The organism is Pseudomonas sp. WSY_20 (genome assembly GCF_043104335.1).
Taxonomy (GTDB): domain Bacteria; phylum Pseudomonadota; class Gammaproteobacteria; order Pseudomonadales; family Pseudomonadaceae; genus Aquipseudomonas; species Aquipseudomonas parafulva_B.
Window position 1 is genome coordinate 90,525 of record NZ_JBICKP010000064.1, and the last position, 23,205, is coordinate 113,729.

A 23,205-nucleotide genomic window follows, 5' to 3' on the forward strand; every position below is an offset into this window, starting at 1 on the left:
ACCATGCACAGCTCGACCACAACCGGTTTCTTCGACATCACCACTGAGCAGGGCCTGCTGCGCACCTCGATCGCGGTCACGCTGTTCATCGCCAGCATCGGCATTGCCTTTGGCTTGGCGTCGGGCTCGTTTTCCATCGTGTTCGACGGCGTCTACTCGCTGGTCGATGCCAGCATGAGCGGGCTGTCGCTAATGGTGGTCAGGCTGATCACCTCCCATGCCAGCAGCCTGCAGATGTCGCGCAAACTGCGTGAGCGCTTCACCATGGGCTTCTGGCACCTGGAGCCAATGGTGCTGGCACTCAATGGCATCCTGCTCAGCGGGGTCGCCATCTATGCCCTGATCAACGCCGTGAGCAGCCTGCTGGAGGGTGGCCGTCACTTGGAGTTCGGTATCGCCATGGTCTATGCGGCGCTTACCGTCACCGCCTGCGTGACCATCGCGGTGATCGAGGGCAAGGCCAACCGCAAGCTGCGCTCTGATTTCGTCGCCATGGACGTCAAGGGCTGGGTGATGTCCGCCAGCATCACGGCGGCGCTGCTGATCGCCTTCTGCTTTGGCTATGCCGTGCAGGGTACATCGCTTGAATGGGTATCGCCCTACATCGACCCGGCGGTGCTGGCACTGGTCTGTCTGGTGATCGTGCCGCTGCCGATGTCGGTCGTTCGCCAGGCGTTGGCGGATATCTTTCTCGTCACGCCGGGCGATCTCAAGCAGCATGTGGATGTGGTTGCGCAGGCTTTCGTTGAACGCCATGACCTGCAGTCCTACCGCGCCTATGTGGCCAAGGTGGGGCGCTCACGGGAGATTGAGCTGTACTTCATCGTGCCGCCGCAAATGGCGGCCAAGACCATCGAGCAGTGGGATGCCTGGCGCAACGAGATCGGCGAGGCCATCGGCGGCGAAGGGCCCAACCGCTGGCTGACGGTGGTGTTTACCGGCGACCCCGAGTGGGCCGAATAGACATCAGCACTCAGCCACGCAGGCGTTCGATCAGCGGCAGCGCTTCGATTTCAGGCCGGGCGAAATAGTAGCCTTGCATCAGCTCGATACCCAGGGCTGCCAACGCCTGGCACTCGGCTTCTGTTTCCACGCCTTCGGCGACCAGCAGAATGTTCAGCCGCTGCGCCACCAGCACGATGCCTGCCACAATCACCTGGCGCACCGGGTCGGCCCCAAGGTTGCGTGTCAGCGCCATGTCCAGCTTCAGCAGGTCCGGTTGAAACTCGGCAAGCAGGTTCAAGCCCGAGTAGCCTGACCCGAAATCGTCAATGGCCGTGGTGAAGCCCTGCCGGTCGTACTCGCGAAAGATGGACTTCAGGTGTTCGGTGTCCTCGACCCGTTCGCCTTCGGTCACTTCGAAGATCAGCCTGTCGGCCGGAAAATCGAACTGCCTGGAGGCCTCGAGTGTTGCACGAATACAGGTGGCGGGACGGTACACGGCGTTGGGCAGGAAGTTGATGCTGAGCTTGCAATCCTGCACCCGATTGAGCCCAAGCTCGGAGGCTTTTTCGATGGCCTTGACCCGGCAGGCCTGGTCGAAGCGATACAGGTTATCGGGTGTGACCTTGGCCAGCACCTGCGCAGCCCCCTCCCCCGCTACACCTCTGACCAGCGCCTCGTAGGCGTACGGTTTACCCGAAGGTTGGTGAACGATAGGTTGGAAGGCCATGGTGATGCCGAAGCCGAGGTCAGCCATCTCACGGCATTGCTTGCAACCCACAGCTTCAAATGGCTGCGCAAAGATCAAATCGGCCATGGTGTCTCCGGCAGCTTGATGAAGAGGAAGTAGCGCTGGAATAACACGATCGTCAGAACGTCAGGGCAGCGTTGTTGGCACTTTGACAGCATGGTTGCCCAGAGGTGCGGTGGGCAAGGTAAAGAACAGACAAAAAGGCCTGGCAGCTCGGATTAATTGGGCTTGGGCGGGTAACTCGGTACACTGACGCCCGATATAACAGCTGACGACACGGACAACTTCGACATGACTGTCTTCAACCACCGGGGCGGCGAGTACCTCACCGTCGGTGATGCACGCCTTTATTACGAACAGCTGGGCGCACCTGACGCACCAGTACTGATCCTGCTGCATGGCGGGCTTGGACATATCGAAACCTTCAACGCCATTACTCCGCATTTAGCCCACCGCTGGCGCGTAATCGGCATCGACAGCCGCGGCCAGGGCATGTCCACCTTGGGCAGCGCACCACTCACCTATGAACGCATGCAGCACGACGTAGAGCGGGTGATCGAGCATCTGGCCCTTGAACGCGTCAGCCTGATCGGGCACAGCGATGGCGGAATCGTCGCGTTGCGCATGGCTGCCTCGCAGGCTGTGACGGTCGATAGGCTCGTCACCATCGGGGCTCACTGGGCGCTGGGCGAGAACGACCCTGCGCGGGCCCTCTACGAGGGTATTACCGCCGCGAAGTGGAGCGGCCTGTTTGCCGAAGATGTGGCTCGCTATGAGGCGATCAACCCGCAACCGGACTTTGCAAGGTTGCTGGAGGCCGTGCGGGGGATGTGGCTCGATGACAGCGAGCACGGTTATCCCGCAGCCAGCGTGGGTGGCATTACCGCGCCATTGCTGGTAGTGCGTGGCGATCGTGATCGCCTGGTTTCACGCGCCAATGCCCTGGAGCTGGTAGAGCAAGTGCCTGGGGCGCAGCTGTTGAACCTGGCGCTGGCTGATCACTCACCTCATGAAACGCACCCGCAATGGCTACTGCCTGTGGTGGAAGCTTTTTTGAATCAGTGATGACGAGAGGCGAAAGCGGTCATCGCTTAACGCCCCTTTGCCCGGTACCTGCTTCCCACTACCGGGCTACGCCTTGGGCGCCATGTCGATGACCGCACAGCGACCATTGGCCCTGACTTTCTGCACCACGTGCGCCCTGTCGACAAAGACGTTGATCTCGCAACTGCCTGAATGCTCGACATCCTGCCAATACTCGCGGTGTACCAATTGGCCATTTTCAGGGCCGGTGTAGGTGCCCGCAGCCTCCCGGGAGATATACGTGCTGTCGCGCACGTACCTGAGCACAACCATGTCCTGATCAGGTGCCACCATGATGACCCTGGGCACACCGAAATAGTCGATCAGCTCACCGACCGGGCGGCCTTTCCACGCACTGGTTGCCTCAAGTGACGAGCAACCGCTAAGCAGGACAGCGCCCAGGCAAAACACGAGCAGACGGATCATGGCTTCTCTCCTTGGTGGCCAGTTACTTGGCAGGCATCTGTGTGAAGGCGTGGTCGATCTGCCTGATGACCTCGGCCCTGAGCGCTTCGCGGTTCGTTATCTCAAATAGCTGGGGGCCAGCGCGGCTCAACTGCGAAGCTGACATCACACCCAGGTGCTCCATTTTGAGCGCTTGGCGCTCAGCTGGCTTGCAGATGAAATTACGGCTTTGCGCCAACCACGCTTGTTGATCGCCCTGCCATTGATTGGAGAACTTGGCCCTGCGCAAGGTATTGGCCACGCTGCTGAAGTCGAGCGCCCCTGTGACACGGGCCCGCTTGTTCTTGCAATCGACTTCGACGTCGTAGACCGTGAAATCGGGCTTGCCGGGCTGCTGGTCAAACAGGTAGACGCCCACGGACTTGGCGCCGCCGGGGCGCTCGTAGATGTTACTGGGGTCGCCATCTGCAAGGTACACCTTGCTCTTGCCCAGGCTGGCTTGATGATGCACTACCCAGTAATCGCCCTTTTGGGCATTGTCCGCATGGACGGATAAGGCACCCAACAGGAGTGCAAGCGACAGCAGTTGTTTCACTGGGGAGCGCATGACTGGCCATCTCTCTGCCATTACTTAGACGGAACATTTTCCCATCCGCAGTAGTGGGCAAAGGGCTATCTAGTACACCTGGAGTAGGGGTCGCCTGCTGAGACTTCATCAGAGGCCACCTTGCACGTGAAACACTGCCCATGAATGAGGCAGTGTCACTGCAGACAGACTACGGCCCAGTACTTTGACCAGAAACGAAAAAGCCCGCCGATGAGGGCGGGCTTTTCGTACAGATTTCACACAGAAGCGAACTGACTGTTCGATCCATACAATTGCTTTACCTGACGCTGACCCGGTGGTCTAGCTTGAGTATTCGCAACCGCTGCGAAGATGGTGGGTCGTGTAGGATTCGAACCTACGACCAATTGGTTAAAAGCCAACTGCTCTACCAACTGAGCTAACGACCCGTTGGATGGCGCGTATAATACTGATTTCTATAAAGAAATCAACACCCCGCAATAAAATTTCTTAAAAATAGCGCGTTGGGTCCGCCACGGATGCTGCCTTGAAACCGTCAGCGCGCAAGCGGCAGCTGTCGCACTTGCCACAGGCACGCCCGTCGTCATCAGCCTGGTAGCACGACACAGTCAAGCTATAGTCGACCCCATGCGCCACGCCGGCCTGGACGATCAGGGCTTTGCTCATGTTTTGCAAGGGCGCCTGAATGCGGAACCCCTGCCCTTCGACCCCTGCCTTGGTAGCCAGGTTGGCCATGCGTTCGAAGGCTTCGACGAATTCGGGGCGGCAGTCCGGGTAGCCGGAATAATCCACGGCATTGACACCGATGAAAATGTCACGGGCTTGCAGCACTTCGGCCCAGCCCAGCGCCAGCGACAGAAACACCGTGTTGCGCGCTGGTACGTAGGTCACCGGGATACCCTCCCCTGGCGTTTCCGGCACATCGATGCTGCTGTCGGTCAGGGCCGAGCCACCGATGCCGTCCAGGTTCAGCCCGATCACCTTGTGCTCTACCACGCCCAGGTCCTGGGCGACCCGTGCCGCGGCGTTGAGCTCGGCGCGGTGACGCTGGCCGTAGTCGAAGCTCATGGTATAGCAGGCATAGCCCTGGGCCTTGGCCATGGCCACTACCGTGGCCGAGTCCAGACCACCGGACAGAAGAATTACTGCGCGTTTATCAGTCATGTCTCACTCTCTTGCTCAGCGGCCAGGTTCGTCGTTCCACAACAGTTTGTGCAGCTGAAGCTGGAAACGCACAGGCAAGTTGTCGGCAACGATCCAGTCGGCCAAATCAGTGGCACTCACTTGGTGGTGGCTGGGCGAGAACAATACTTCGCCGGCGCGCTCGGCCAGGTTGTACTGAATCAACTTGGACACCGCCCAGTCGTAGTCTTCGCGGGAGCAGATGACGAACTTGACCTGGTCGTTGCGCGTCAGGTGCTCGATGTTCTCATAGCGGTTGCGGTGCGATTCTTCCGAACCTGGGGTTTTCAGGTCGACGACGCGGCTGACACGGGTGTCGGTGCCGGCGATATCGAGCGCTCCGCTGGTTTCCAGCGAGACTTCGTAACCGGCGTCGCACAGGCGCTGCAACAGGGGCAAGGCGTTAGGCTGGGCGAGGGGCTCGCCGCCCGTCACGCAGACATAGCGCGGCTTGAAGCCGGCCACCTGTTCAAGGATCGAATCCAGGCTGCGAAGGGTGCCGCCACTGAAGGCATAGGCGCTGTCGCAGTATTGGCAGCGCAGGGGGCAACCGGTGAGCCGCACGAATACCGTGGGCAGCCCAGCCGTTCGTGTTTCACCCTGCAACGAGTAAAAGACTTCGGTGATGCGTAATGTATCTTGCATGATCGCCACGGGCGTGACAGCAAAACAGGCTGCCCGCCTCCGTCAGGCACTGGCACAGACTCGACATAGCGTTATCCGTGACAGCGTGTTTACGAAAAAAGGGCGGTGATTCTAACGAAAAAACCCGCGCCAGGCGCGGGTTTCTTTCGAACGGGGGGCAAGCGCCGCATTACTTCACAGCTTTTGCAGGTCTCGCTGCGCCAGTTGCGCAGCCGATGTGCCCGGGTATTGGGTCACCACCTGCTGAAGAATGCCCTTTACCTTGTCCGTGTGGCCGAGACGACGCTCGACGTCGGCCAGTTTGTACAAGGAGTCTGGCACCTTGCTGTGTTTGGGGTACTTCTGGCTTACCTGGGCAAACGCCTGGCTTGCGCCCTGCAGGTCACCCTTGGCCAGGTTCACTTCGCCCAGCCAATACTGTGCGTTACCGGCATATTGGCTGCTGGGGTACTTGCGCAGGAAGGCGTTGAACGCCTGGCTGGCTTTGTCGAAGTCTTTTTGCTTGATCAGGTCGAAGGCAGCATCGTAGTAGAGCTTCTCCTTGGCCGGATCACCGGGCTCGCTACTGGCGGCCGGTTGTTGGGCAGCAGCACCGGCTGCAGCCCCCGCGGCGGCGCCAGAGGCACCACCGGCGGAAGAATTGTCAGGGGTCGCGGCAGGCGCGGCGCCACTGTTGATGCGACGGTCCAGGTCCTGGTATCGCTCCAGGTTTTCCTGCTTCATGCGAGACACATCGTTTTGCAACTCTTCGATGATGCCTTGCTGGCGGGAAAGCTGATCCTGCATCTGTTGCAGCTGCATGAACAGCTGGCCCTGTGCAGAGGCAGGGGCCGAAGCCCCTGACCCGGCATAGGCGCCGCTCGTGCCATAACCCGCAGGCGGATAGCTGCCTGTGTTGTCATCTACTACAGGGACTGCAGCCCACGCCGAAAGGGGCAGGCTGAGTGCGAGGACGGTTACTGCACGACAGCACTTGCGCATAGGAACTTACTTACGCAGTTCTACGCGACGGTTTTGAGCCCAGGACTGCTCGTCGTTGCCGGTAGCAACTGGACGCTCTTCACCGTAGGAAACCACTTCCAGCTGAGCAGGGGAAACGCCCTGCAGAACCAGGTAGCGCTGAACGGCCTTGGCACGACGCTCACCCAGAGCCATGTTGTACTCGCGGGTGCCGCGCTCGTCGGTGTTGCCTTCCAGGACAACGCGGTTGCCGTTGGCTTTCAGGTCCTTGGCGTGAACGTCCAGAGCGCGCATGGCTTCTGGCTTCAGGTCCGAGCTGTCGTATTCGAAGTAGAAGGTGGTGATTGCGCGCAGAGCGGCTTCTTCGCTCAGGGAACCGTCGACTGCGCCGGTGTTGGCACCGTAGCCAGCGTTCGGGTCAACGGCGCCAGCGCCTTCACCTGCGTTGTCACCGCCCTTGGAGGAGCAACCTACAGCCACAGCCATGGCCAGAGCCAGCGCAGCGAATTTACCAAACTTCAGCATTTCCATCGTGAAACTCCTAATGAAACCCCAGTGTGTTAAGCAAAACGTATTACGCCGCAATCAGTTCAGGTAAGGGGACCAGGACGGTTCTCTGACTTCGCCTTGAGCGGTAGGAAGTGGGAGCCTCACGCGGCCATTAAGCGACACGAGCATCAAGACTCCCCGGCCCTGCTGGCGGGTGGCGTAGATTAGCATGGTGCCGTTGGGCGCAACAGTGGGAGACTCATCAAGACTTGTTTCCGAGAGAATCTTTACACTTCCGCGTTGCAAGTCCTGAGCGGCAACTTTGAAGTTGGTGAAACCCTGTTGGCGGTGAATCATCACCAGGGTCTTTTCATCCGCCGAGAGTTTAGGGTTGGCGTTGTAGTTACCCACGAAGGTTACGCGCTCGGCGCTGCCGCCACTGACCGACTGTTTGTAGATCTGCGGCTTGCCGCCACGGTCGGACGTGAAGTACAGGGTGTTGCCGTCTTTACCCCAGAAGGGCTCGGTATTGATGCCAGGGCCGGCGGTCACGCGGCTGATCTGACGCGAAGCCACGTTCATCACGTAGATGTCCGGGTTGCCATCCTTGGACAGCACGAAGGCCAGGCGCGAACCATCGGGCGACCAGGCAGGTGCGCCATTGAGGCCCTCGAAGTTGGTGACCTGTTCACGGCGACCGGTATCGATGTGCTGGACGAAGATACGCGGGCGCTTCTGCTCGAACGACACATAGGCGATGCGTTTGCCATCGGGCGCAAAGCGCGGCGACAGGATGGGCTCGCGGGACTGCAGCAGGGTCACGGCGCGGGCACCGTCATAGTCCGAACGCTGCAGGGTGTAGCGCGTGTTGTTGGTGGAGAAGCGCTCGGCCGTCACGTACAGCATGCGCGTGGAGAAGGCACCCTTGATACCGGTGAGCTTCTCGAACGACTGGTCGGCGATGTAGTGCGACATGTCGCGCAACTGGTCGGTGCTGCCAGCGACGCTGCCGGTCAGGACCTGCTGCTCGGTGGCGACGTTGAACAGGGCATATTGCACCTGCAAGCGCCCACCGGAGGGCACGATGCTGCCGACCATCACGTACTGGGCACCCAGCGCCTTCCAGTCGCGGAAGATGACTTCACTGGCCTGGGATGGCTGGCTGATCATGTTCTGGCGCGGGATAGGCGAATAGTAGCCGGAGTTGCGCAGGTCGTTGCCGATGATGTCGGCCATGTCTTCAGGCAGCACACTGCCACCCTGAACAGCGAACGGCACCACCGCAATTGGCGTTGCCCGGTCACTGCCACTGGTGACCAGGATGTTCTTTTCCTCTGCTACGGCCATGCCTGCCACGCAGCACAGCATGACCAGCAGTCCTCTCAGACGTTTAATCACAACGCTAGATCCTCAGGTGTAAATGTCATCTTGAACGAGCGATATTGGTTGAAATCGCTCGGCTTCATGCCCTGCATTTCAGTCAGGCGACCGATGTTTTTCACCGCTGCCACCGCCGAGCTGTCGTAGGGGCCGTCACCGCTTGACCGGGCCACACTGACGCTGGTGATGGTGCCATCGGGCAACATGCTGATCTGCAGTACCACCGTCATGCCTTTACGCGCCGATGGCGGGCGAGCCCAGCCTTCTGCCGCGCGCATGCGGATCAAGTCGTCGAAGTCGCCGGCCACCTGGTCACCCTGCTCATCGGCCAGCGCCTGCTGCCGCTCGGTGGTGTCGGACAAGAGCTCGGCCAGGGCCTGTGCCTTCTTGTCTTCAGCCGCCTTGCGAGCCGCTTCCTGTGCCTTTTTCTTCTGAGCATCGGCCGCGGCCTTCTTCTTGGCGTCTTCGGCTGCCTTCTTCTTCGCTTCTTCGGCCGCTGCCGCCTTCTTCTTGGCGTCTTCGGCCGCTTTTTTCTTCGCATCCTCGGCGGCCTTCTTCTTGGCCTCCTCGGCAGCTTGCTTCTTCGCCTCTTCAGCGGCCTGTTTCTTGGCCTCTTCTTCGGCTTTTTTCTTCGCTTCTTCCTCGGCCTTCTTCTTGGCGATGTCAGCCTGCTGTTTCTCGGCCGCTTTCTTTGCCTCATCGGCCTTCTTGGCCTCGGCGGCTTTGGCAGCTTCAGCGGCCTTGGCGGCGTCCTCGGCTTTCTTGGCCTCGGCTGCCTCGCGTGCCTCCTGGGCCTTTTGAGCAGCGTCGGCTTTCTTTTGTTCCGCAGCTTTCACCGCTTCCTGCTCGACCTTCTTCTGCTCAAGCTGCTCGACCTCGGTCTGGCGCGAAGCGGTTTTCTTGGCTTCCCCGGCAATCTTCTGATTGGTCTGAGTGGTGGCCTGGCTCTTGGACTTGAGCTGATACAGCGTAGCCTGAACGATCGGCTTGGACGGCGGCAGTTCGGGCGTCATGGCAAAGCTTACGAACAGCATGCCGAATACCAGCACATGCAGGCCGATGGCCCAGATACTGGGCCAGAAGTAGCTTTCCGAGGCAGAGGGCTCGCGCTGTTGCATCAGGGCGCCTCGGTAATCAGGCCGACGTTACCGACACCGGCTTTCTGCAGCCCGCCCATGGCGCCCATGACCGCGCCGTAGTCCACCGCCTTGTCGCCGCGGATGAATACCTGGGTCTGCTTGCCCTGGTCGCGGCCGGCCGCGATGATCTTGGTGACGGCGTCGGTCATGGCCGGCAGGGTCATGGCCTTGTCCATCTGCTTGTCGGTATCGACTTCGCTGCCAAGGTTCCAGTAGTAGGTCTTGTCGGCCTTGATGGAAATGGTAAGGATCTGGACGTTGTTGTCCTGCGGCAAGGCTTCGCTGGAAACCTTGGGCAGGTCGACCTTCACGCCCTGGTTGAGCATGGGCGCCGTCACCATGAAGATGACCAGCAGCACCAGCATCACGTCGATGTAGGGCACCACGTTCATCTCGGCGACGGGCTTGCGTTTGTGGCGAACTCGGGCCATGGGCTTCTACCTGATTACTCTTCGCTGGTGTGCACTTTGCGGTGCAGGATCGCCTGGAATTCGTCGGCGAAGGTGTAGTAACGGCCGATCAGCGTCTCGCTGCGGGCCGCGAAGCGGTTGTACGCAATCACCGCCGGGATGGCCGCGAACAGGCCAATGGCCGTGGCGATCAACGCCTCGGCGATGCCCGGTGCAACGGTGGCGAGCGTGGCTTGCTGGGCGCTGGCCAGGCCGCGGAAGGAGTTCATGATGCCCCATACGGTTCCGAACAGGCCGATATAGGGGCTGGTCGAACCCACGGTCGCCAGGAACGGCAAACTTTGCTCGAGCTTTTCTTCTTCGCGGGAAATGGCAACGCGCATGGCACGGCCAACCCCTTCCATCACGGCATCCGGGTCAACGCCGGGTTGCTGGCGCAGGCGGGAAAATTCCTTGAAGCCTGCACGGAAGACCTGCTCCACACCCGAGTCCGGGTCCGGGTTGCTACCGGCCTGGCGGTACAGCTTGGACAGGTCGATACCCGACCAGAAGCGCTCCTCGAAAGCATCGAGCGCACGACGACCGGCGCGCAGCATGGTGCTGCGCTGGAAAATCATGATCCACGAGGTGACCGAGGCGGCCACCAGGGTCAGCATCACCAGCTGCACCACGACGCTGGCGTTACTGACCAGACTCCACATGGAGGTATGGTCGACGACGTTAGCTTCCACGCTTATTCTCCTGCATTCGATTGATTACCCGAGCCGTCTGCCGCAAAGGCGTCGCGCAGCTGGGGAGGTATGGCTCGGGGTTTGAAAGTGTCGGCGCGCACAGCGGCTATCAGGAACCGCCCTTCGCAGAGCAGCGTGTCGTCCCTTTCCCGCCACACTTGCTGCACGAAGTGCAAGCTGGCGCGATTGAGTTCAAGTACGTGCGCGGTCACCCGCAATTCATCGTCCAGCCGCGCCGGCGCGTGGTAGCGCGCTTCGCTGGAATGGACCACGAACAGCAGGTTGTCGTCAGCCAGTTGCGACTGGGAAAAGCCCAGGTGCCGCAAGCGTTCGGTGCGCGCGCGCTCCATGAATTTCAGGTAGTTGACGTAATACACCACGCCACCGGCATCGGTATCTTCGTAATAGACGCGACAACGGTGTGTGAACGGTTCCAGGCCTTTTTGCGCGCGCATACTCTAGTGCTTACTCCTCGGCTTGCCAATCCGCTCTGGCAACTGTTTTTCAACATTCATGTCCAGGTGCCAACGCCCCCGCTGCATGCCAGCGGTAGGACCACGAAAAGCGTGTTTCGATCTGTCATTCATCACCCGGCTCGGAAAAATCCGCGCCCTCCCCCAACCGCCCGGGAACATTCAGGCCGAAGTGCAGGTAGGCGTGCCGGGTCACCACACGGCCACGGGGGGTGCGCATGATGTAGCCCTGCTGGATGAGATAGGGCTCGAGCACGTCCTCGATGGTGTGACGCTCTTCGCTGATGGCGGCGGCAAGGTTGTCGACGCCGACCGGGCCACCGTCGAACTTCTCGATCATGGTCAGCAGCAGGCGCCTGTCGGAATGGTCGAAGCCGCGCTCATCGACGTCCAGCAGGTTGAGCGCCATGTCGGCCACAGCCTTGGTGATCTGGCCTTTGCCGCGCACCTCGGCGTAGTCGCGTACCCGCCGCAGCAAGCGGTTGGCAATGCGCGGCGTGCCACGGGCGCGGCGTGCGATCTCGTAGGCACCGAGGTCCTCGATGACCAGGCCCAGGATGTTGGCCGAACGGCTGACGATGGTGGCCAGGTCCTTGTCGCTGTAGAACTCCAGCCGCTGCACGATACCGAAACGATCGCGCAGCGGGTTGGTGAGCATGCCGGCGCGCGTCGTGGCCCCGACCAGTGTGAAAGGTGGCAGGTCGAGCTTGATCGAGCGGGCCGCCGGGCCTTCGCCGATCATGATGTCGAGCTGAAAGTCTTCCATGGCTGGGTAGAGCACTTCTTCGACGACCGGCGACAGCCGGTGGATCTCATCGATGAAGAGCACGTCATGAGGCTCAAGGTTGGTCAGCATGGCGGCCAAGTCGCCAGGGCGCTCGAGAATCGGCCCCGAGGTGCTTTTGACCGACACCCCCATTTCGTGGGCGATGATGTTGGCCAGGGTGGTCTTGCCCAGGCCCGGCGGCCCGAAGATCAGCGTGTGGTCGAGCGACTCGCTGCGCCCACGCGCCGCCTGGATGAACAACGCCATCTGCTCGCGCACCACGGGCTGGCCGATGTACTCCTCCAGCCGCAATGGCCGGATGGCGCGATCCTGGACTTCTTCGCGGTCGCGGCCACTGGCAGCGATCAGGCGGTCGGCTTCGATCACTTGGTAATCATCCCCTTGAGGCTGCGACGAATCAGCTCTTCACTGGAAAGCCCCGACTTGTCCTTGATCGCGCCGATGGCCTTGCTCGCTTCCTGAGGCTTGTAGCCCAGGGATACCAGGGCGCTGACCGCATCCGCCTCGGCGCTGGACTCGCTGGCGGCCGGCAGTGGGCCATCGGACACCAGCGTGAACATGGCCGGTGACGTTTCCCAGGCCTTGAAGCGGTCCTTGAGCTCGACCAGCAGGCGCTCTGCTGTTTTTTTGCCTACGCCGGGTACGCGTACCAACACCGAGGCGTCCTGGGCCTGGACGCAGCGCACCAGCTCATCGATCTCGAGCCCGGACATCAGTGCCAGGGCCAGCTTGGGGCCTACACCGTTGAGCCGAATGAGTTCGCGGAACAATTCGCGCTCGCGCTTTTCGGCAAAGCCATAGAGCAGGTGGGCGTCTTCGCGCACCACAAGGTGTGTGTGCACTGTCACCGGTTCGCCGACCTTGGGCAGGCGATAAAGCGTCGTCATAGGGACTTCCAGTTCGTAGCCCACGCCATTGACGTCGATGATGAGGTGCGGCGGCTGCTTTTCCGCCAGGGTGCCGCGCAAACGTCCGATCACGTTTCGATCCTTTTCACGGGGAGCTGCTCGATGGCCGCTCAACCCTATCAGCAAATACGGCAGGCGGACGCTCCACCTGCACAAAATGTGTATCAGCGCATGAAGCGCTTACAGACGCAAGCGCCCACCGCGCCGACGCGCCGTCGACAGCCCATGGGGCACCAGACTCGAACGGGTGTGGGCATGGCACAAGGCGATGGCCAGCGCGTCGGAAGCATCGATCTGGGGCTTCTGGGTCAGCTTGAGCAGGTGCATGACCATCATCATCACCTGGTCCTTGTTCGCCCCGCCGGTACCGGCCACCGCCTGCTTGACCTGAGTGGCGCTGTACTCGGCGATTTCCAAGCCTGCTTCAGCCGCGGCGACGATGGCCGCGCCTCGGGCTTGTCCCAGTTTGAGGGCGGAATCGGCGTTGCGGGCCATGAACACCCGCTCGATGCCCATGGTCACCGGGCCGTGCTGGCCGATGACTTCGCTGACCCCCCGAAACACGATCTGCAAGCGCTCGTGCAGTTCACCACTGCCTGTGCGGATGCAGCCTGAGGCCACGTACTCGCAACCACGTGCGGTCTGGCGGACGACGCCATAACCTGTGATGCGCGAGCCGGGGTCGATACCTAGAATCAGAGTCATAGCGCCTGTCGTTGAAGTGAAGCGGTGTGCAAACAGTACAGGCCCTTTCGCAGATCAACCCCCTGGCCAGGTCGCATGTGTCGCCACCTGTGCCACGGGTGCCCTGCGAAAGGGCCTGTACGACGCCCGGAAGCGTCAGTATGGCGCGCCGGAAAGCCCTCAGCCGAGGTTTTCCATGATCTCGTCGGAAATCTGCGCATTGGAGTAGACGTTCTGTACGTCGTCCAGGTCTTCGAGCATGTCGATCAGCTTGAGTACCTTCTCGGCGCCCTCCTGATCAAGTTCGGCGCTGGTGGTCGGCTGCATCACGATTTCGGCGTCGGCCGCCTTGAAACCGGCCTCTTCCAAGGCATTGCGCACGGCGTAGAAGCTGTTGAACGAGGTGAACACGTCAAACGAGCCGTCCTCGTGGGCCACCACGTCGTCGGCATCGGCCTCCATCGCCGCCTCCATCAAGGCATCCTCCTCCAGGCCCGGTGCAAAACTGATCTGCCCCTTGCGCTCGAACAGGTAGGCGACCGAGCCATCGGTGCCCAGGTTGCCCCCGCACTTGGTAAAGGCATGGCGCACGGCTGCAGCTGTGCGGTTGCGGTTATCGGTCATGGCCTCGACCATGATCGCTACACCGCCCGGCCCGTAACCTTCATAGGTGAGCTCTTCGACGTTGTCGCTTTCGTTCGTGCCGGCGCCACGGGCCACTGCGCGATCGATGATATCGCGGCTCATGTTGGCGCCCAGGGCCTTGTCCAGCGCCAGGCGCAGGCGCGGGTTGGAGGCAGGGTCCGGGCCGCCTTGCTTGGCAGCGACTGTCAGCTCGCGGATCCACTTGGTGAATACCTTGCCCCTCTTGGCATCCTGGCGCTCTTTGCGGTGCTTGATGTTCGCCCACTTGGAATGACCCGCCATAACGACTCCCGATCCGTGTAACAGAAACAGGTTCCGCCCCGAAGGGCGGAACGTGGAAAGACTGCGCCAAAGCGCGTGGGCGCAACCGCCGGCTGCGCCCGGGCCGATTACTCGACCTTGGTCTGCTCGCGCAGACGGATGTGCAGCTCACGCAATGCCTTGGCATCGACCATGCCCGGCGCCTGGGTCATGACACACGCGGCGCTCTGGGTTTTCGGGAAGGCAATCACTTCACGAATCGACTGGGCGCCGGTCATCAGCATGACCAGGCGATCCAGGCCGAAGGCCAGGCCACCGTGAGGCGGTGCACCGAACTTCAGGGCATCGAGCAGGAAGCCGAACTTCTCTTCCTGTTCCGCCGCCTCGATACCCAGCAGGCGGAACACGGCCTGCTGCATTTCCTTGCGGTGGATACGGATCGAGCCGCCACCGAGTTCGGTGCCGTTGAGCACCATGTCATAGGCACGGGACAGGGCCGTGGCCGGGTTGGCTTCCAGTTCCTCGGGCGTGCACTTGGGCGCGGTGAACGGGTGGTGCAGCGCGGTGAAGCTGCCGTCTTCGTTTTCTTCGAACATGGGGAAATCGACGACCCACATCGGCGCCCACTCGCAGGTGAACAGTTCGAAGTCGTGACCCAGACGAATACGCAGGGCGCCCAGCGCTTCGCTGACCACCTTGAACTTGTCGGCACCGAAGAACACGATGTCGCCGTCAACGGCGCCCACGCGGTCGAGGATGGTGTTGAGATTGGCCTCGGGGATGTTCTTGACGATCGGCGACTGCAGACCTTCAACGCCCTTGGCACGCTCGTTGACCTTGATGTAGGCAAGGCCACGGGCACCGTAGATGCCGACGAACTTGGTGTATTCGTCGATCTTGCTGCGCGGCATGCTGGCGCCGCCTGGCAGGCGCAGCGCGGTGACGCGGCATTTAGGATCGTTGGCGGGGCCGGCGAATACCTTGAAGTCCACGTCCTTGAGCTGGTCGGCGACGTCAACCAGCTCCAGCGGGATGCGCAGGTCTGGCTTGTCGGAGCCATAGCGACGCATGGCTTCCTCGAAGGTCATGTGCGGGAATTCGCCGAATTCCAGGTCCAGCACTTCCTTGAACAGCTTGCGGATCATGCTCTCGGTCAGGCCCATGATCTCGGACTCGTCCAGGAAGCTGGTCTCGATGTCGATCTGGGTGAATTCCGGCTGGCGATCGGCACGCAGGTCTTCGTCGCGGAAGCACTTGGCAATCTGGTAGTAACGATCGAAACCGGCGACCATCAGCAACTGCTTGAACAGCTGCGGCGACTGCGGCAGGGCGAAGAAGCTACCGGCGTGGGTACGGCTTGGCACCAGGTAGTCGCGCGCGCCTTCAGGGGTGGCGCGGGTCAGGATCGGCGTTTCCACGTCGAGGAAGCCGTTTTCGTCGAGAAAGCGTCGAATGCTGCTGGTGATGCGCGAACGCAGGCGCAGCTTGTCGGCCATCTCAGGGCGACGCAGGTCGATGAAGCGGTAGCGCAGACGCGTTTCTTCACCAACGTCGGAGTATTCGTTCAGCGGGAACGGCGGGGTTTCGGCTTCGTTCAGCACATTGAGCTGGTAGCCGAGGATTTCGATGGCACCGGAGGCCATGTTGCTGTTCACCGCACCTTCCGGGCGACGGCGGACCTTGCCGGTGATCTGCACGACATACTCGCTGCGCACACGGTCTGCTGCGGCGAAGGTGTCGGCGCGATCCGGATCGAACACGACCTGGGCCATGCCCTCGCGGTCACGGATGTCGAGGAAGATCACCCCGCCGTGGTCCCGGCGACGATGGACCCAGCCGCAAAGGGTGACTTCCTGGCCGTCCAGGCTCTCGTTCAGTTGGCCGCAATAATGGCTGCGCATCATGATGGTGGTTTCGCTTCTCGTGATTCGTGTATTCGATGGAGGCCTTGGCCGCCCGGAGGGCTAATACTGCAAGACCCGGTCATAGCATTCAACTCAGTCGGCCTTGTCGCCGCCTGCCAGATTCTTTTTCGCACCGGTCTTGAAGTCGGTTTCGTACCAGCCGTTACCGCTCAGGCGAAAGCCGGGTACCGACAGCAGTTTCTTCATCGCCGGCGCCTGGCAGGCCGGGCAATCGGTGAGCGGCGCGGCGCTGATTTTCTGCAGCACTTCCATACGGTGCTCGCAGGACGCACATTGATAGTCGTAAAGGGGCATGGATGTCTCTCGTCAACCATAACGCTGGCTGCCTGGCCAGCAAAAGGCGGGATTATATATGGTTAACCAGCGCTGCGCAGCCCGCCGGGCAATCAGTGCGACGTCGGTGGCTGCTGCAACCAGGCAACGCAGATCACCCGTATCAGCCCGCTGAAGTTGCGCACGCCCCCCTGGCGCAGGTGCACCTCACGGTCGACGTAGGACAACACCGCACTGACCGAGCACTGGTTGGCAGCGGCAATGCGCTCGAGGATACCCCAATACACGGCTTCAAGGCGCAGACAGGTGGAAAAACCATTGAGCCGCACCGAGCGGGAAACAGGCTGGGTCTGCAACATGTCGAAATCTGCCGTGAATGGGTCGACGCATTGTTTGCCGGGCCAGCGCCCCTGACCTGCCGTCCGCTTGCCAGACTGAGCCATCTGCACACCTCCTGATGATTGAACCAAGGGGTGTATCAAGCGCCGAACGCGCCAGTGCAGAGCAGCGGCAAACCCTTCCCGCACAGAAACCGGCAGGCCGGCCCAGTCACCCTGGGCAGGCCTGCCGGCACGGTCCGGCTATTTCTCGTCGAGCAACACGCGCAGCATCCATGCAGTCTTTTCGTGGACCTGCATGCGCTGGGTCAGCAGATCGGCGGTGGGTTCATCGCTGACCTTGTCAACCGCTGGGAAGATACTGCGGGCGGTGCGCACTACCGCTTCCTGCCCTTGCACCAGTTGCCAGATCATCTCGTCGGCTGGGGGAACCCCCTCCTCTTCCTTGATCGAAGAGTGCTTGGCGTAGAACGCGTAGGACCCAGGCGCCGGGAACCCCAGGGCGCGGATGCGCTCGGCAATGGCGTCCACCGCCAGCGCCAGCTCGTTGTACTGCTCCTCGAACATCAGGTGCAGCGTACGGAACGAGGGCCCGGTGACGTTCCAATGGAAGTTGTGGGTTTTCAGATACAGCACGTAGGTATCTGAAAGCAGGCGGGAAAGCCCATCGACGATGGACTTGCGATCTTCTTCACTGATGCCGATATCGATTGCCATGATGCTCCCCTCCGGAAAACGTGAAACCCAAGCGGGTGCCGACCACTTTAGCAACACTCTGAGCGCCGCGCCTCTGTCAGGTGGCCGCAGGCACAGGGCGCCGGGTGCAGTTTGAGTAGCCTGCAGGTTTACGGTTAAATAGGCAGCGTGCCATTCGTGCGGACTGCAATTGCCGAATGCATAGGCTGAAGGCCACGTGTTCGCGCCAACACTTCATGCGCACCGGGCCGTCAGCTCTTCCCGTGATCAGCTTCAATCAATGTGAGCCAATCCCATGTTCAAGATCGTCCATCTGGTGACAGGCGCGGCAGCCTTGCTGCTAGCGTTCATACCCAGTCTTAAAACCGAGGCAACGCCTTTCCTGCAACAACCCGACGCGGTCTACCTGGCCCTGTTCGGCTTGCTCAACCTGATCCTGGCGCCTGTCCTGCCGCTGTACTACCGAGGTGCCAGGCAGCAGCTGCAATACCTGGCCTGCGCCCTGCTGGTGGTGGCCGTGGTGCTGCAGACCCTTACCGTGCTGGCTCGACCGGAGCTTGGCAACCTCGCGGCGCTGGTGTGCGCCGCTCTGGCCGTGGTCCTGCACCTGGGCGCAGGCTTTGCCCAGGGCACGCGCAAGGTACGCAGCAGCCAACAGCCACTGACGGAGGCCGGCAACCGAGATATGGGCACGGTCAAGTGGTTCAATACGTCCAAGGGGTTCGGGTTCATTTCCAGGGACTCAGGCGATGACATCTTCGTGCACTTTCGCGCCATCCGCGGCGAGGGCCATCGCGTCCTGGTAGAGGGTCAACGCGTCGAGTTCTCGGTCATGCACCGCGACAAGGGCCTGCAGGCCGAGGATGTGGTCCCCGTCACGCGCCGCTGACAGGCGAGCAGGCTTCAACACGTTGAAACCAGGCCTGTCGCTTCGCCCATGGGTGCGACAGGCCTGAGGACCAGATGATCAATAGTGAGGCGGCGGCGCCTCTTCACCCTCGCTGCCATACTGACCTGCTATCTCTTCGTAACGTTTGATCAACTCGGCCATCTGCAACTGCAGCCGCTCGATCACGCGCCCTTGCTCGACCACCACATCGTTGAGCGCCTGCAGGGTGTCGTCCTGGAATGCCTGGCGCGTTTCCAGCTCGATCATTCTCGGCTCAAGCGACATCGGCGGCCTCCTGGAAACCTTCGAGGTGTAGATTTCGTACGCGGGCGCGTATCGCCTGTACTTGTGCGTCGGTATAGGCCACGGCCGGGCATTTGCCCCAGACCGGTGCAGGCCAGGCCACATCATCGAGCTGGCGAACGATCACGTGCATGTGCATTTGGCTGACCACATTGCCCAGCGTCGCCACGTTCATCTTGTCAGCCCCGTAGCTGCGCTTGAGCGCCTCGGCAAGCTGCGTGGTTTCCTGCCAGAGCAGGTGCTGGTCATCCAGGCTCAGGTCGAACAGTTCGCTGACCTCGGCACGGCGGGGCACCAGGATGAACCAGGGGTAGTTGGCATCTCGGCTCAGCAGCAACTGGCACAGGGCGAAATCGCCCAGCACCCAAGTGTCCTGCTGCAAGCGTGGATCAAGAACGAACACGGCGTACCTCCTTCAGGCAAAGCGACCCGCACGGGTGGCGGTAAAAACGGCAGCAAGGATACCTTGCGCAATTGCGGTAACACAGCGCTACTTTTCGCACCAATAAGGTGCTTCGCCACGTCAACTGACTCCCTAGCCCACCACAATTGACACCGCATTAACATGTTGCGGTAACACATTGACTTTGATAGCAAGCTAGCCAACTGAATAGCCCGGCCGGGCGGGCTTGAGGTGCAGTGCGACCAACCCCCGTGTTTACGGCGGTTGAAACGAATTCCTGAAAATTTTGTGAAAAATTCATCAATGCCAGCCCAAGTTGAGCACGCTTGTTGCATTGCCTTCACCCCAAGTCGGCATGCTCTCTGAAACACCTGCACACCGGGCGTCACCACCCTCGGATGCGACGCTGAATTGCCCGACAGCGACATGGCCAAAAAGTTCCATCAAGAGTGCTTTACGCCATATCGCCAACGACCTTCAGCGTGCTATACATTTTCGCCGACATAACAAGAAAGAGCTGCACCCTATAACTAGAACACCTGGATGCAGCGGTACTCTTCCTAAAAAAACCAAAGGAGCAAGTCACGATGCGCGTGATGAAGTGGAGCATGATCGCCCTGGCCGTTTCGGCGGGGTCCTCGCAGATGGCACTGGCCTCTTCGCAGGATGAGTCCAAAGGTTTCATTGAAGACAGCAAGCTGAGCGTCAAAACTCGCATGCTGTATTTCAGCCGTGATTTCCGCAACAACGAAGGCGGCCAGAGCCGCCGTGAAGAAACCGGCCTCGGCTTCGTGGGTACTTATGAGTCGGGCTTCACCCAGGGCACCGTGGGCGTGGGTATCGACGCCATTGGTATGCTCGGCCTGAAACTGGACAGCGGCAAGGGCCGTGCTGGCACCGGCCTGTTCCCGAACGGCTCGGACGGCCGTGCACAGGATGACTACTCCAAGGGTGGCGGCGCGGTTAAATTCCGTATCTCCGACACCGTACTGAAAGTCGGCGACCAGTTCACTGCCCTGCCAGTGTTCGCCACCGACGACAGCCGCCTGCTGCCGGAAATCGCCCAGGGCGCGTTGCTGACCAGCAACGACATCAAGGGCCTGACCCTGCACGCGGGTCGCTTCACCAGCCTGACCGGTCAGGAACAGACCAACCGTGACAGCCTGCGCCTGAAAGAAGCCGACGTATTCGGCGGCACCTATGCCTTCACCGACAGCCTGTCCACCAGCCTGTACTACTCCAAGGTCGAAGACTACTGGCGCAAATACTACGCCAACGTCAACTGGGCGCTGCCGCTGTCGGACAAGCAAGGCCTGGTGTTCGACTTCAACTTCTATGACACCAAGAGCGACGGCCAAGGCCTGCAGCGCGCCGAAAAAGACGGCGTGACCAAGCTCGACAACCGTGCGTTCAGCCTGTCCGGTGCGTACAACATCGGCGCCCATACCTTCACCCTGGCCTACCAGAAAGTGACCGGCGACGGCGACTATGGCTACGGCGTCGACGGTGGCGGCACCGTGTTCCTGGCCAACTCCGTGGCCCGTTCCGACTTCAACGCCGAAGGCGAGAAGTCCTGGCAGGCTCGCTACGACCTGAACTTCGCCGAGTACGGCATTCCAGGCCTGAGCTTCATGACCCGCTACGTGCGTGGCAGCGGCGCCGACACCGGCACCACCAGCAACGGCAAGGAATGGGAACGCGACATCGACATCAAGTACGTGATGCAAGAGGGCCCTGCCAAGGACCTGAGCTTCCGCGTTCGTCAAGCCACCTACCGTTCTTCCGATGGCGTCTACTACGGCTCCCCATCGCTGGACGAGCTGCGCCTGATCGTGGAGTACCCGCTGAGCATCCTGTAAGCCTGGCTTGCAACGCTGCGCACCTGAAAAGCCCGGCCACCGCGCCGTAATGCAGTTCACTTAGGGCCGCTTCGCAGCCCATCGCGGCACAAGGCCGCTCCCACACTGACCGCGTGATGCCCTAGTTGGGGTACTCACAGGGCTTGTAGGAGCGGCCTTGTGCCGCGATGGGCCGTGAAACGGCCCCAGCGGTATTGAGTGAACAGCCTTACGGCGACCGTGCCGGGCTTTTTCTTGGCTGACAAGCAGGACGCCCTGGGGCATCCTGTACGCCTTGGCTTCACCCCCGTACAATGCGGGGCTATTTCAACGTCTTAGGCAATCGACACGGCTAACCATGCGCACCAGTCAATATTTGCTCGCCACCCAAAAAGAAACCCCTGCCGACGCAGTGGTCATCAGCCATCAGCTCATGCTGCGTGCCGGCATGATCCGCAAACTGGCTTCGGGCCTATACACCTGGCTGCCGATGGGCCTGCGGGTAATGCGCAAGGTCGAGAACGTGGTGCGCGAGGAAATGAACGCCGCCGGCGCCCTTGAAGTGCTCATGCCCAGCATCCAGCCTGCCGAACTGTGGCAGGAGTCCGGCCGCTGGGAGCAGTACGGCCCCGAGCTGCTGCGGGTCAAGGACCGGCATCAGCGCGATTTCTGCGTGGGCCCAACCCACGAAGAGGTCATCACCGACCTGGCGCGCAACGAGCTGTCGAGCTACAAGCAGCTGCCGTTGAACATGTACCAGATCCAAACCAAATTCCGCGATGAAATCCGCCCGCGCTTCGGCCTGATGCGTGGTCGCGAGTTCATCATGAAAGACGCCTACTCCTTCCATGCCGACCAGGCTTCCCTTCAGGAAACCTATGACCGCATGCACCAGGCGTACACCAATGTGTTCACCCGCCTGGGGCTGGATTTCCGTCCGGTGCAGGCCGACACCGGTTCCATTGGTGGCAGCTACTCCCATGAATTCCACGTCCTGGCGCAGTCCGGTGAGGACGATGTGATCTTCAGCGATAGCTCCGACTATGCTGCCAACATCGAAAAAGCCGAGGCCGTGCCGCGCGAGACCGTGCGCCCTGCCCCAACCGAAGAGCTGCGCCTGGTCGATACGCCCGATGCCAAGACCATCGCCCAGCTGGTCGAAAACTTCGGTCTGCCGATCGAAAAGACCGTCAAGACCTTGATCGTACGCGGCGCCGAGGAAGGCAAGCTGGTCGCCCTGATCGTGCGCGGCGATCACGAGCTCAACGAAATCAAGGCCGCCAAGCTGAAACAGGTGGCTGACCCCCTGGTCATGGCCACCGATGCCGAACTGCGCGAGGCCATCGGTGCTGGGGCAGGCTCGCTGGGCCCGCTGAACCTGCCGCTCGAGTGCGTGATCGACCGTTCGGTCGCCCTGATGAGCGACTTCGGTATCGGTGCCAATATCGACGACAAGCACTATTTCGGGGTCAACTGGGAGCGTGACTTGCCAGTGCCCCAGGTGGCCGACCTGCGCAACGTGGTCGAAGGCGACCCGAGCCCGGATGGCCAGGGTACCCTGGTAATCAAGCGTGGCATCGAGGTGGGTCACATCTTCCAGCTGGGTACCAAGTACAGCGAAGCCCTCAAGTGCCAGGTTCTGGGCGAAAACGGCAAGCCGGTCATGCTGTCCATGGGCTGCTATGGCATCGGCGTGTCCCGCGTGGTAGCAGCTGCCATCGAGCAGAACCACGATGAGAAAGGCATCATCTGGAACGACGCCCTGGCGCCCTTCCAGATTGCCCTGGTACCCCTGCGCTATGAAACCGACGTGGTTCGCGAAGCGACCGACAAGCTGTATGCCGAGCTGACGGCGGCAGGTTACGAAGTACTGCTCGACGACCGCGACAAGAAGACCAGCCCCGGCATCAAGTTTGCCGACATGGAGCTGATCGGCATTCCGCATCGCATCGTCGTCAGTGATCGCAGCCTGGCCGATGGCAACCTGGAATACAAACACCGTACCGAGCAGGATGCCCAGGTGTTGCCACTCGAAGAAGTGCTGACCTTCCTGCAGGCCCGCGTTCGCCGCTGATAATC

27 protein-coding genes and 1 tRNA gene are annotated in these 23,205 nt (G+C 61.1%); 5 read left to right on the forward strand and 23 right to left on the reverse strand.

Annotation, left to right across the window (positions count from 1 at the left end):
- Positions 1–3: 3 nt before the first annotated feature.
- Complete coding sequence (locus ACF8E5_RS15675; RefSeq protein ID WP_145254991.1) at positions 4–963, forward strand: cation diffusion facilitator family transporter; 960 nt, start codon at positions 4–6, stop codon at positions 961–963.
- 10 nt (positions 964–973) lie between these two features.
- Here ACF8E5_RS15675 and ACF8E5_RS15680 read toward each other — a convergent pair whose 3' ends face one another.
- A complete protein-coding gene (locus tag ACF8E5_RS15680; RefSeq protein WP_058638499.1) occupies positions 974–1,759 on the reverse strand; it encodes an EAL domain-containing protein in 786 nt (261 codons plus the stop codon).
- A 225-nt stretch (positions 1,760–1,984) separates the two neighbouring features.
- Here ACF8E5_RS15680 and ACF8E5_RS15685 point away from each other — a divergent pair, with 225 nt between their 5' ends.
- Positions 1,985–2,758 (forward strand): alpha/beta fold hydrolase, encoded by a 774-nt coding sequence (locus ACF8E5_RS15685; RefSeq protein ID WP_058638500.1) that lies wholly within the window; start codon positions 1,985–1,987, stop codon positions 2,756–2,758.
- Between the two features lie 66 nt (positions 2,759–2,824).
- Here ACF8E5_RS15685 and ACF8E5_RS15690 read toward each other — a convergent pair whose 3' ends face one another.
- From ACF8E5_RS15690 to ACF8E5_RS15785, 20 genes are all read right to left on the reverse strand, one after another.
- The gene (locus ACF8E5_RS15690) at positions 2,825–3,202 is read right to left on the reverse strand and encodes a hypothetical protein (RefSeq protein WP_058638501.1); all 378 of its coding nucleotides are present in this window, start codon (positions 3,200–3,202) and stop codon (positions 2,825–2,827) included.
- Positions 3,203–3,224: 22 nt separating this feature from the next.
- The gene (locus ACF8E5_RS15695; protein ID WP_058638502.1) at positions 3,225–3,788 is read right to left on the reverse strand and encodes a hypothetical protein; all 564 of its coding nucleotides are present in this window, start codon (positions 3,786–3,788) and stop codon (positions 3,225–3,227) included.
- 331 nt (positions 3,789–4,119) lie between these two features.
- Positions 4,120–4,195 (reverse strand) — tRNA-Lys (locus ACF8E5_RS15700).
- Positions 4,196–4,256: 61 nt separating this feature from the next.
- On the reverse strand, positions 4,257–4,931 hold the full coding sequence (queC, locus tag ACF8E5_RS15705) for a 7-cyano-7-deazaguanine synthase QueC (RefSeq protein WP_392475511.1): 675 nt from the start codon (positions 4,929–4,931) through the stop codon (positions 4,257–4,259).
- A 15-nt stretch (positions 4,932–4,946) separates the two neighbouring features.
- Entirely contained in the window at positions 4,947–5,594 is a 648-nt protein-coding gene (queE, locus tag ACF8E5_RS15710; RefSeq protein ID WP_023536244.1) for a 7-carboxy-7-deazaguanine synthase QueE, read from the reverse strand.
- Positions 5,595–5,768: 174 nt separating this feature from the next.
- Positions 5,769–6,575: a tol-pal system protein YbgF gene (ybgF, locus tag ACF8E5_RS15715; protein WP_392475512.1), complete on the reverse strand. Its 807-nt coding sequence runs from the start codon at positions 6,573–6,575 to the stop codon at positions 5,769–5,771.
- A gap of 6 nt (positions 6,576–6,581) precedes the next feature.
- Positions 6,582–7,085 carry a peptidoglycan-associated lipoprotein Pal gene (gene pal, locus ACF8E5_RS15720; protein ID WP_023536326.1) on the reverse strand — a complete coding sequence of 168 codons (504 nt, stop codon included), beginning with the start codon at positions 7,083–7,085 and terminating at the stop codon, positions 6,582–6,584.
- Between the two features lie 54 nt (positions 7,086–7,139).
- Positions 7,140–8,411 carry a Tol-Pal system beta propeller repeat protein TolB gene (gene tolB / locus ACF8E5_RS15725; RefSeq protein WP_058604312.1) on the reverse strand — a complete coding sequence of 424 codons (1,272 nt, stop codon included), beginning with the start codon at positions 8,409–8,411 and terminating at the stop codon, positions 7,140–7,142.
- A 26-nt stretch (positions 8,412–8,437) separates the two neighbouring features.
- Positions 8,438–9,541 carry a cell envelope integrity protein TolA gene (tolA, locus tag ACF8E5_RS15730; RefSeq protein WP_392475513.1) on the reverse strand — a complete coding sequence of 368 codons (1,104 nt, stop codon included), beginning with the start codon at positions 9,539–9,541 and terminating at the stop codon, positions 8,438–8,440.
- The gene (gene tolR / locus ACF8E5_RS15735; protein WP_003254760.1) at positions 9,541–9,993 is read right to left on the reverse strand and encodes a protein TolR; all 453 of its coding nucleotides are present in this window, start codon (positions 9,991–9,993) and stop codon (positions 9,541–9,543) included. The genes tolA and tolR overlap by 1 nt, the downstream gene beginning before the upstream one ends.
- A gap of 14 nt (positions 9,994–10,007) precedes the next feature.
- Positions 10,008–10,703: a protein TolQ gene (gene tolQ, locus ACF8E5_RS15740; protein ID WP_023536305.1), complete on the reverse strand. Its 696-nt coding sequence runs from the start codon at positions 10,701–10,703 to the stop codon at positions 10,008–10,010.
- A gap of 2 nt (positions 10,704–10,705) precedes the next feature.
- Complete coding sequence (ybgC, locus tag ACF8E5_RS15745) at positions 10,706–11,158, reverse strand: tol-pal system-associated acyl-CoA thioesterase (RefSeq protein WP_058604314.1); 453 nt, start codon at positions 11,156–11,158, stop codon at positions 10,706–10,708.
- Positions 11,159–11,282: 124 nt separating this feature from the next.
- A complete protein-coding gene (gene ruvB, locus ACF8E5_RS15750; protein WP_023536242.1) occupies positions 11,283–12,329 on the reverse strand; it encodes a Holliday junction branch migration DNA helicase RuvB in 1,047 nt (348 codons plus the stop codon).
- On the reverse strand, positions 12,326–12,943 hold the full coding sequence (ruvA, locus tag ACF8E5_RS15755; RefSeq protein ID WP_058604315.1) for a Holliday junction branch migration protein RuvA: 618 nt from the start codon (positions 12,941–12,943) through the stop codon (positions 12,326–12,328). Before ruvA ends, ruvB begins: the two co-directional genes overlap by 4 nt.
- Positions 12,944–13,051: 108 nt before the next feature.
- Positions 13,052–13,576 carry a crossover junction endodeoxyribonuclease RuvC gene (gene ruvC, locus ACF8E5_RS15760; RefSeq protein WP_023536229.1) on the reverse strand — a complete coding sequence of 175 codons (525 nt, stop codon included), beginning with the start codon at positions 13,574–13,576 and terminating at the stop codon, positions 13,052–13,054.
- Positions 13,577–13,735: 159 nt separating this feature from the next.
- Positions 13,736–14,482 (reverse strand): YebC/PmpR family DNA-binding transcriptional regulator, encoded by a 747-nt coding sequence (locus tag ACF8E5_RS15765; protein ID WP_058604316.1) that lies wholly within the window; start codon positions 14,480–14,482, stop codon positions 13,736–13,738.
- Between the two features lie 107 nt (positions 14,483–14,589).
- The gene (gene aspS, locus ACF8E5_RS15770; RefSeq protein WP_027914214.1) at positions 14,590–16,365 is read right to left on the reverse strand and encodes an aspartate--tRNA ligase; all 1,776 of its coding nucleotides are present in this window, start codon (positions 16,363–16,365) and stop codon (positions 14,590–14,592) included.
- A gap of 93 nt (positions 16,366–16,458) precedes the next feature.
- Positions 16,459–16,680 (reverse strand): FmdB family zinc ribbon protein, encoded by a 222-nt coding sequence (locus tag ACF8E5_RS15775; protein ID WP_023536249.1) that lies wholly within the window; start codon positions 16,678–16,680, stop codon positions 16,459–16,461.
- 92 nt (positions 16,681–16,772) lie between these two features.
- Positions 16,773–17,102, reverse strand: coding sequence for a ribbon-helix-helix domain-containing protein (locus ACF8E5_RS15780; RefSeq protein ID WP_027914213.1), 330 nt, complete (start codon positions 17,100–17,102; stop codon positions 16,773–16,775).
- Between the two features lie 138 nt (positions 17,103–17,240).
- Entirely contained in the window at positions 17,241–17,714 is a 474-nt protein-coding gene (locus ACF8E5_RS15785) for a Dps family protein (RefSeq protein ID WP_392475514.1), read from the reverse strand.
- A 274-nt stretch (positions 17,715–17,988) separates the two neighbouring features.
- Here ACF8E5_RS15785 and ACF8E5_RS15790 point away from each other — a divergent pair, with 274 nt between their 5' ends.
- Entirely contained in the window at positions 17,989–18,582 is a 594-nt protein-coding gene (locus tag ACF8E5_RS15790) for a cold shock domain-containing protein (protein ID WP_058638507.1), read from the forward strand.
- A 78-nt stretch (positions 18,583–18,660) separates the two neighbouring features.
- Here ACF8E5_RS15790 and ACF8E5_RS15795 read toward each other — a convergent pair whose 3' ends face one another.
- Both ACF8E5_RS15795 and ACF8E5_RS15800 read right to left on the reverse strand, forming a co-directional pair.
- On the reverse strand, positions 18,661–18,867 hold the full coding sequence (locus tag ACF8E5_RS15795; RefSeq protein ID WP_058638508.1) for a SlyX family protein: 207 nt from the start codon (positions 18,865–18,867) through the stop codon (positions 18,661–18,663).
- A complete protein-coding gene (locus ACF8E5_RS15800) occupies positions 18,857–19,288 on the reverse strand; it encodes an HIT domain-containing protein (RefSeq protein WP_058638509.1) in 432 nt (143 codons plus the stop codon). Before ACF8E5_RS15800 ends, ACF8E5_RS15795 begins: the two co-directional genes overlap by 11 nt.
- Before the next feature lie 587 nt (positions 19,289–19,875).
- Here ACF8E5_RS15800 and ACF8E5_RS15805 point away from each other — a divergent pair.
- Both ACF8E5_RS15805 and ACF8E5_RS15810 read left to right on the forward strand, forming a co-directional pair.
- Positions 19,876–21,147, forward strand: coding sequence for an OprD family porin (locus ACF8E5_RS15805; RefSeq protein WP_058604319.1), 1,272 nt, complete (start codon positions 19,876–19,878; stop codon positions 21,145–21,147).
- Between the two features lie 337 nt (positions 21,148–21,484).
- Complete coding sequence (locus tag ACF8E5_RS15810; protein ID WP_392475515.1) at positions 21,485–23,200, forward strand: proline--tRNA ligase; 1,716 nt, start codon at positions 21,485–21,487, stop codon at positions 23,198–23,200.
- Positions 23,201–23,205 lie beyond the last annotated feature (5 nt).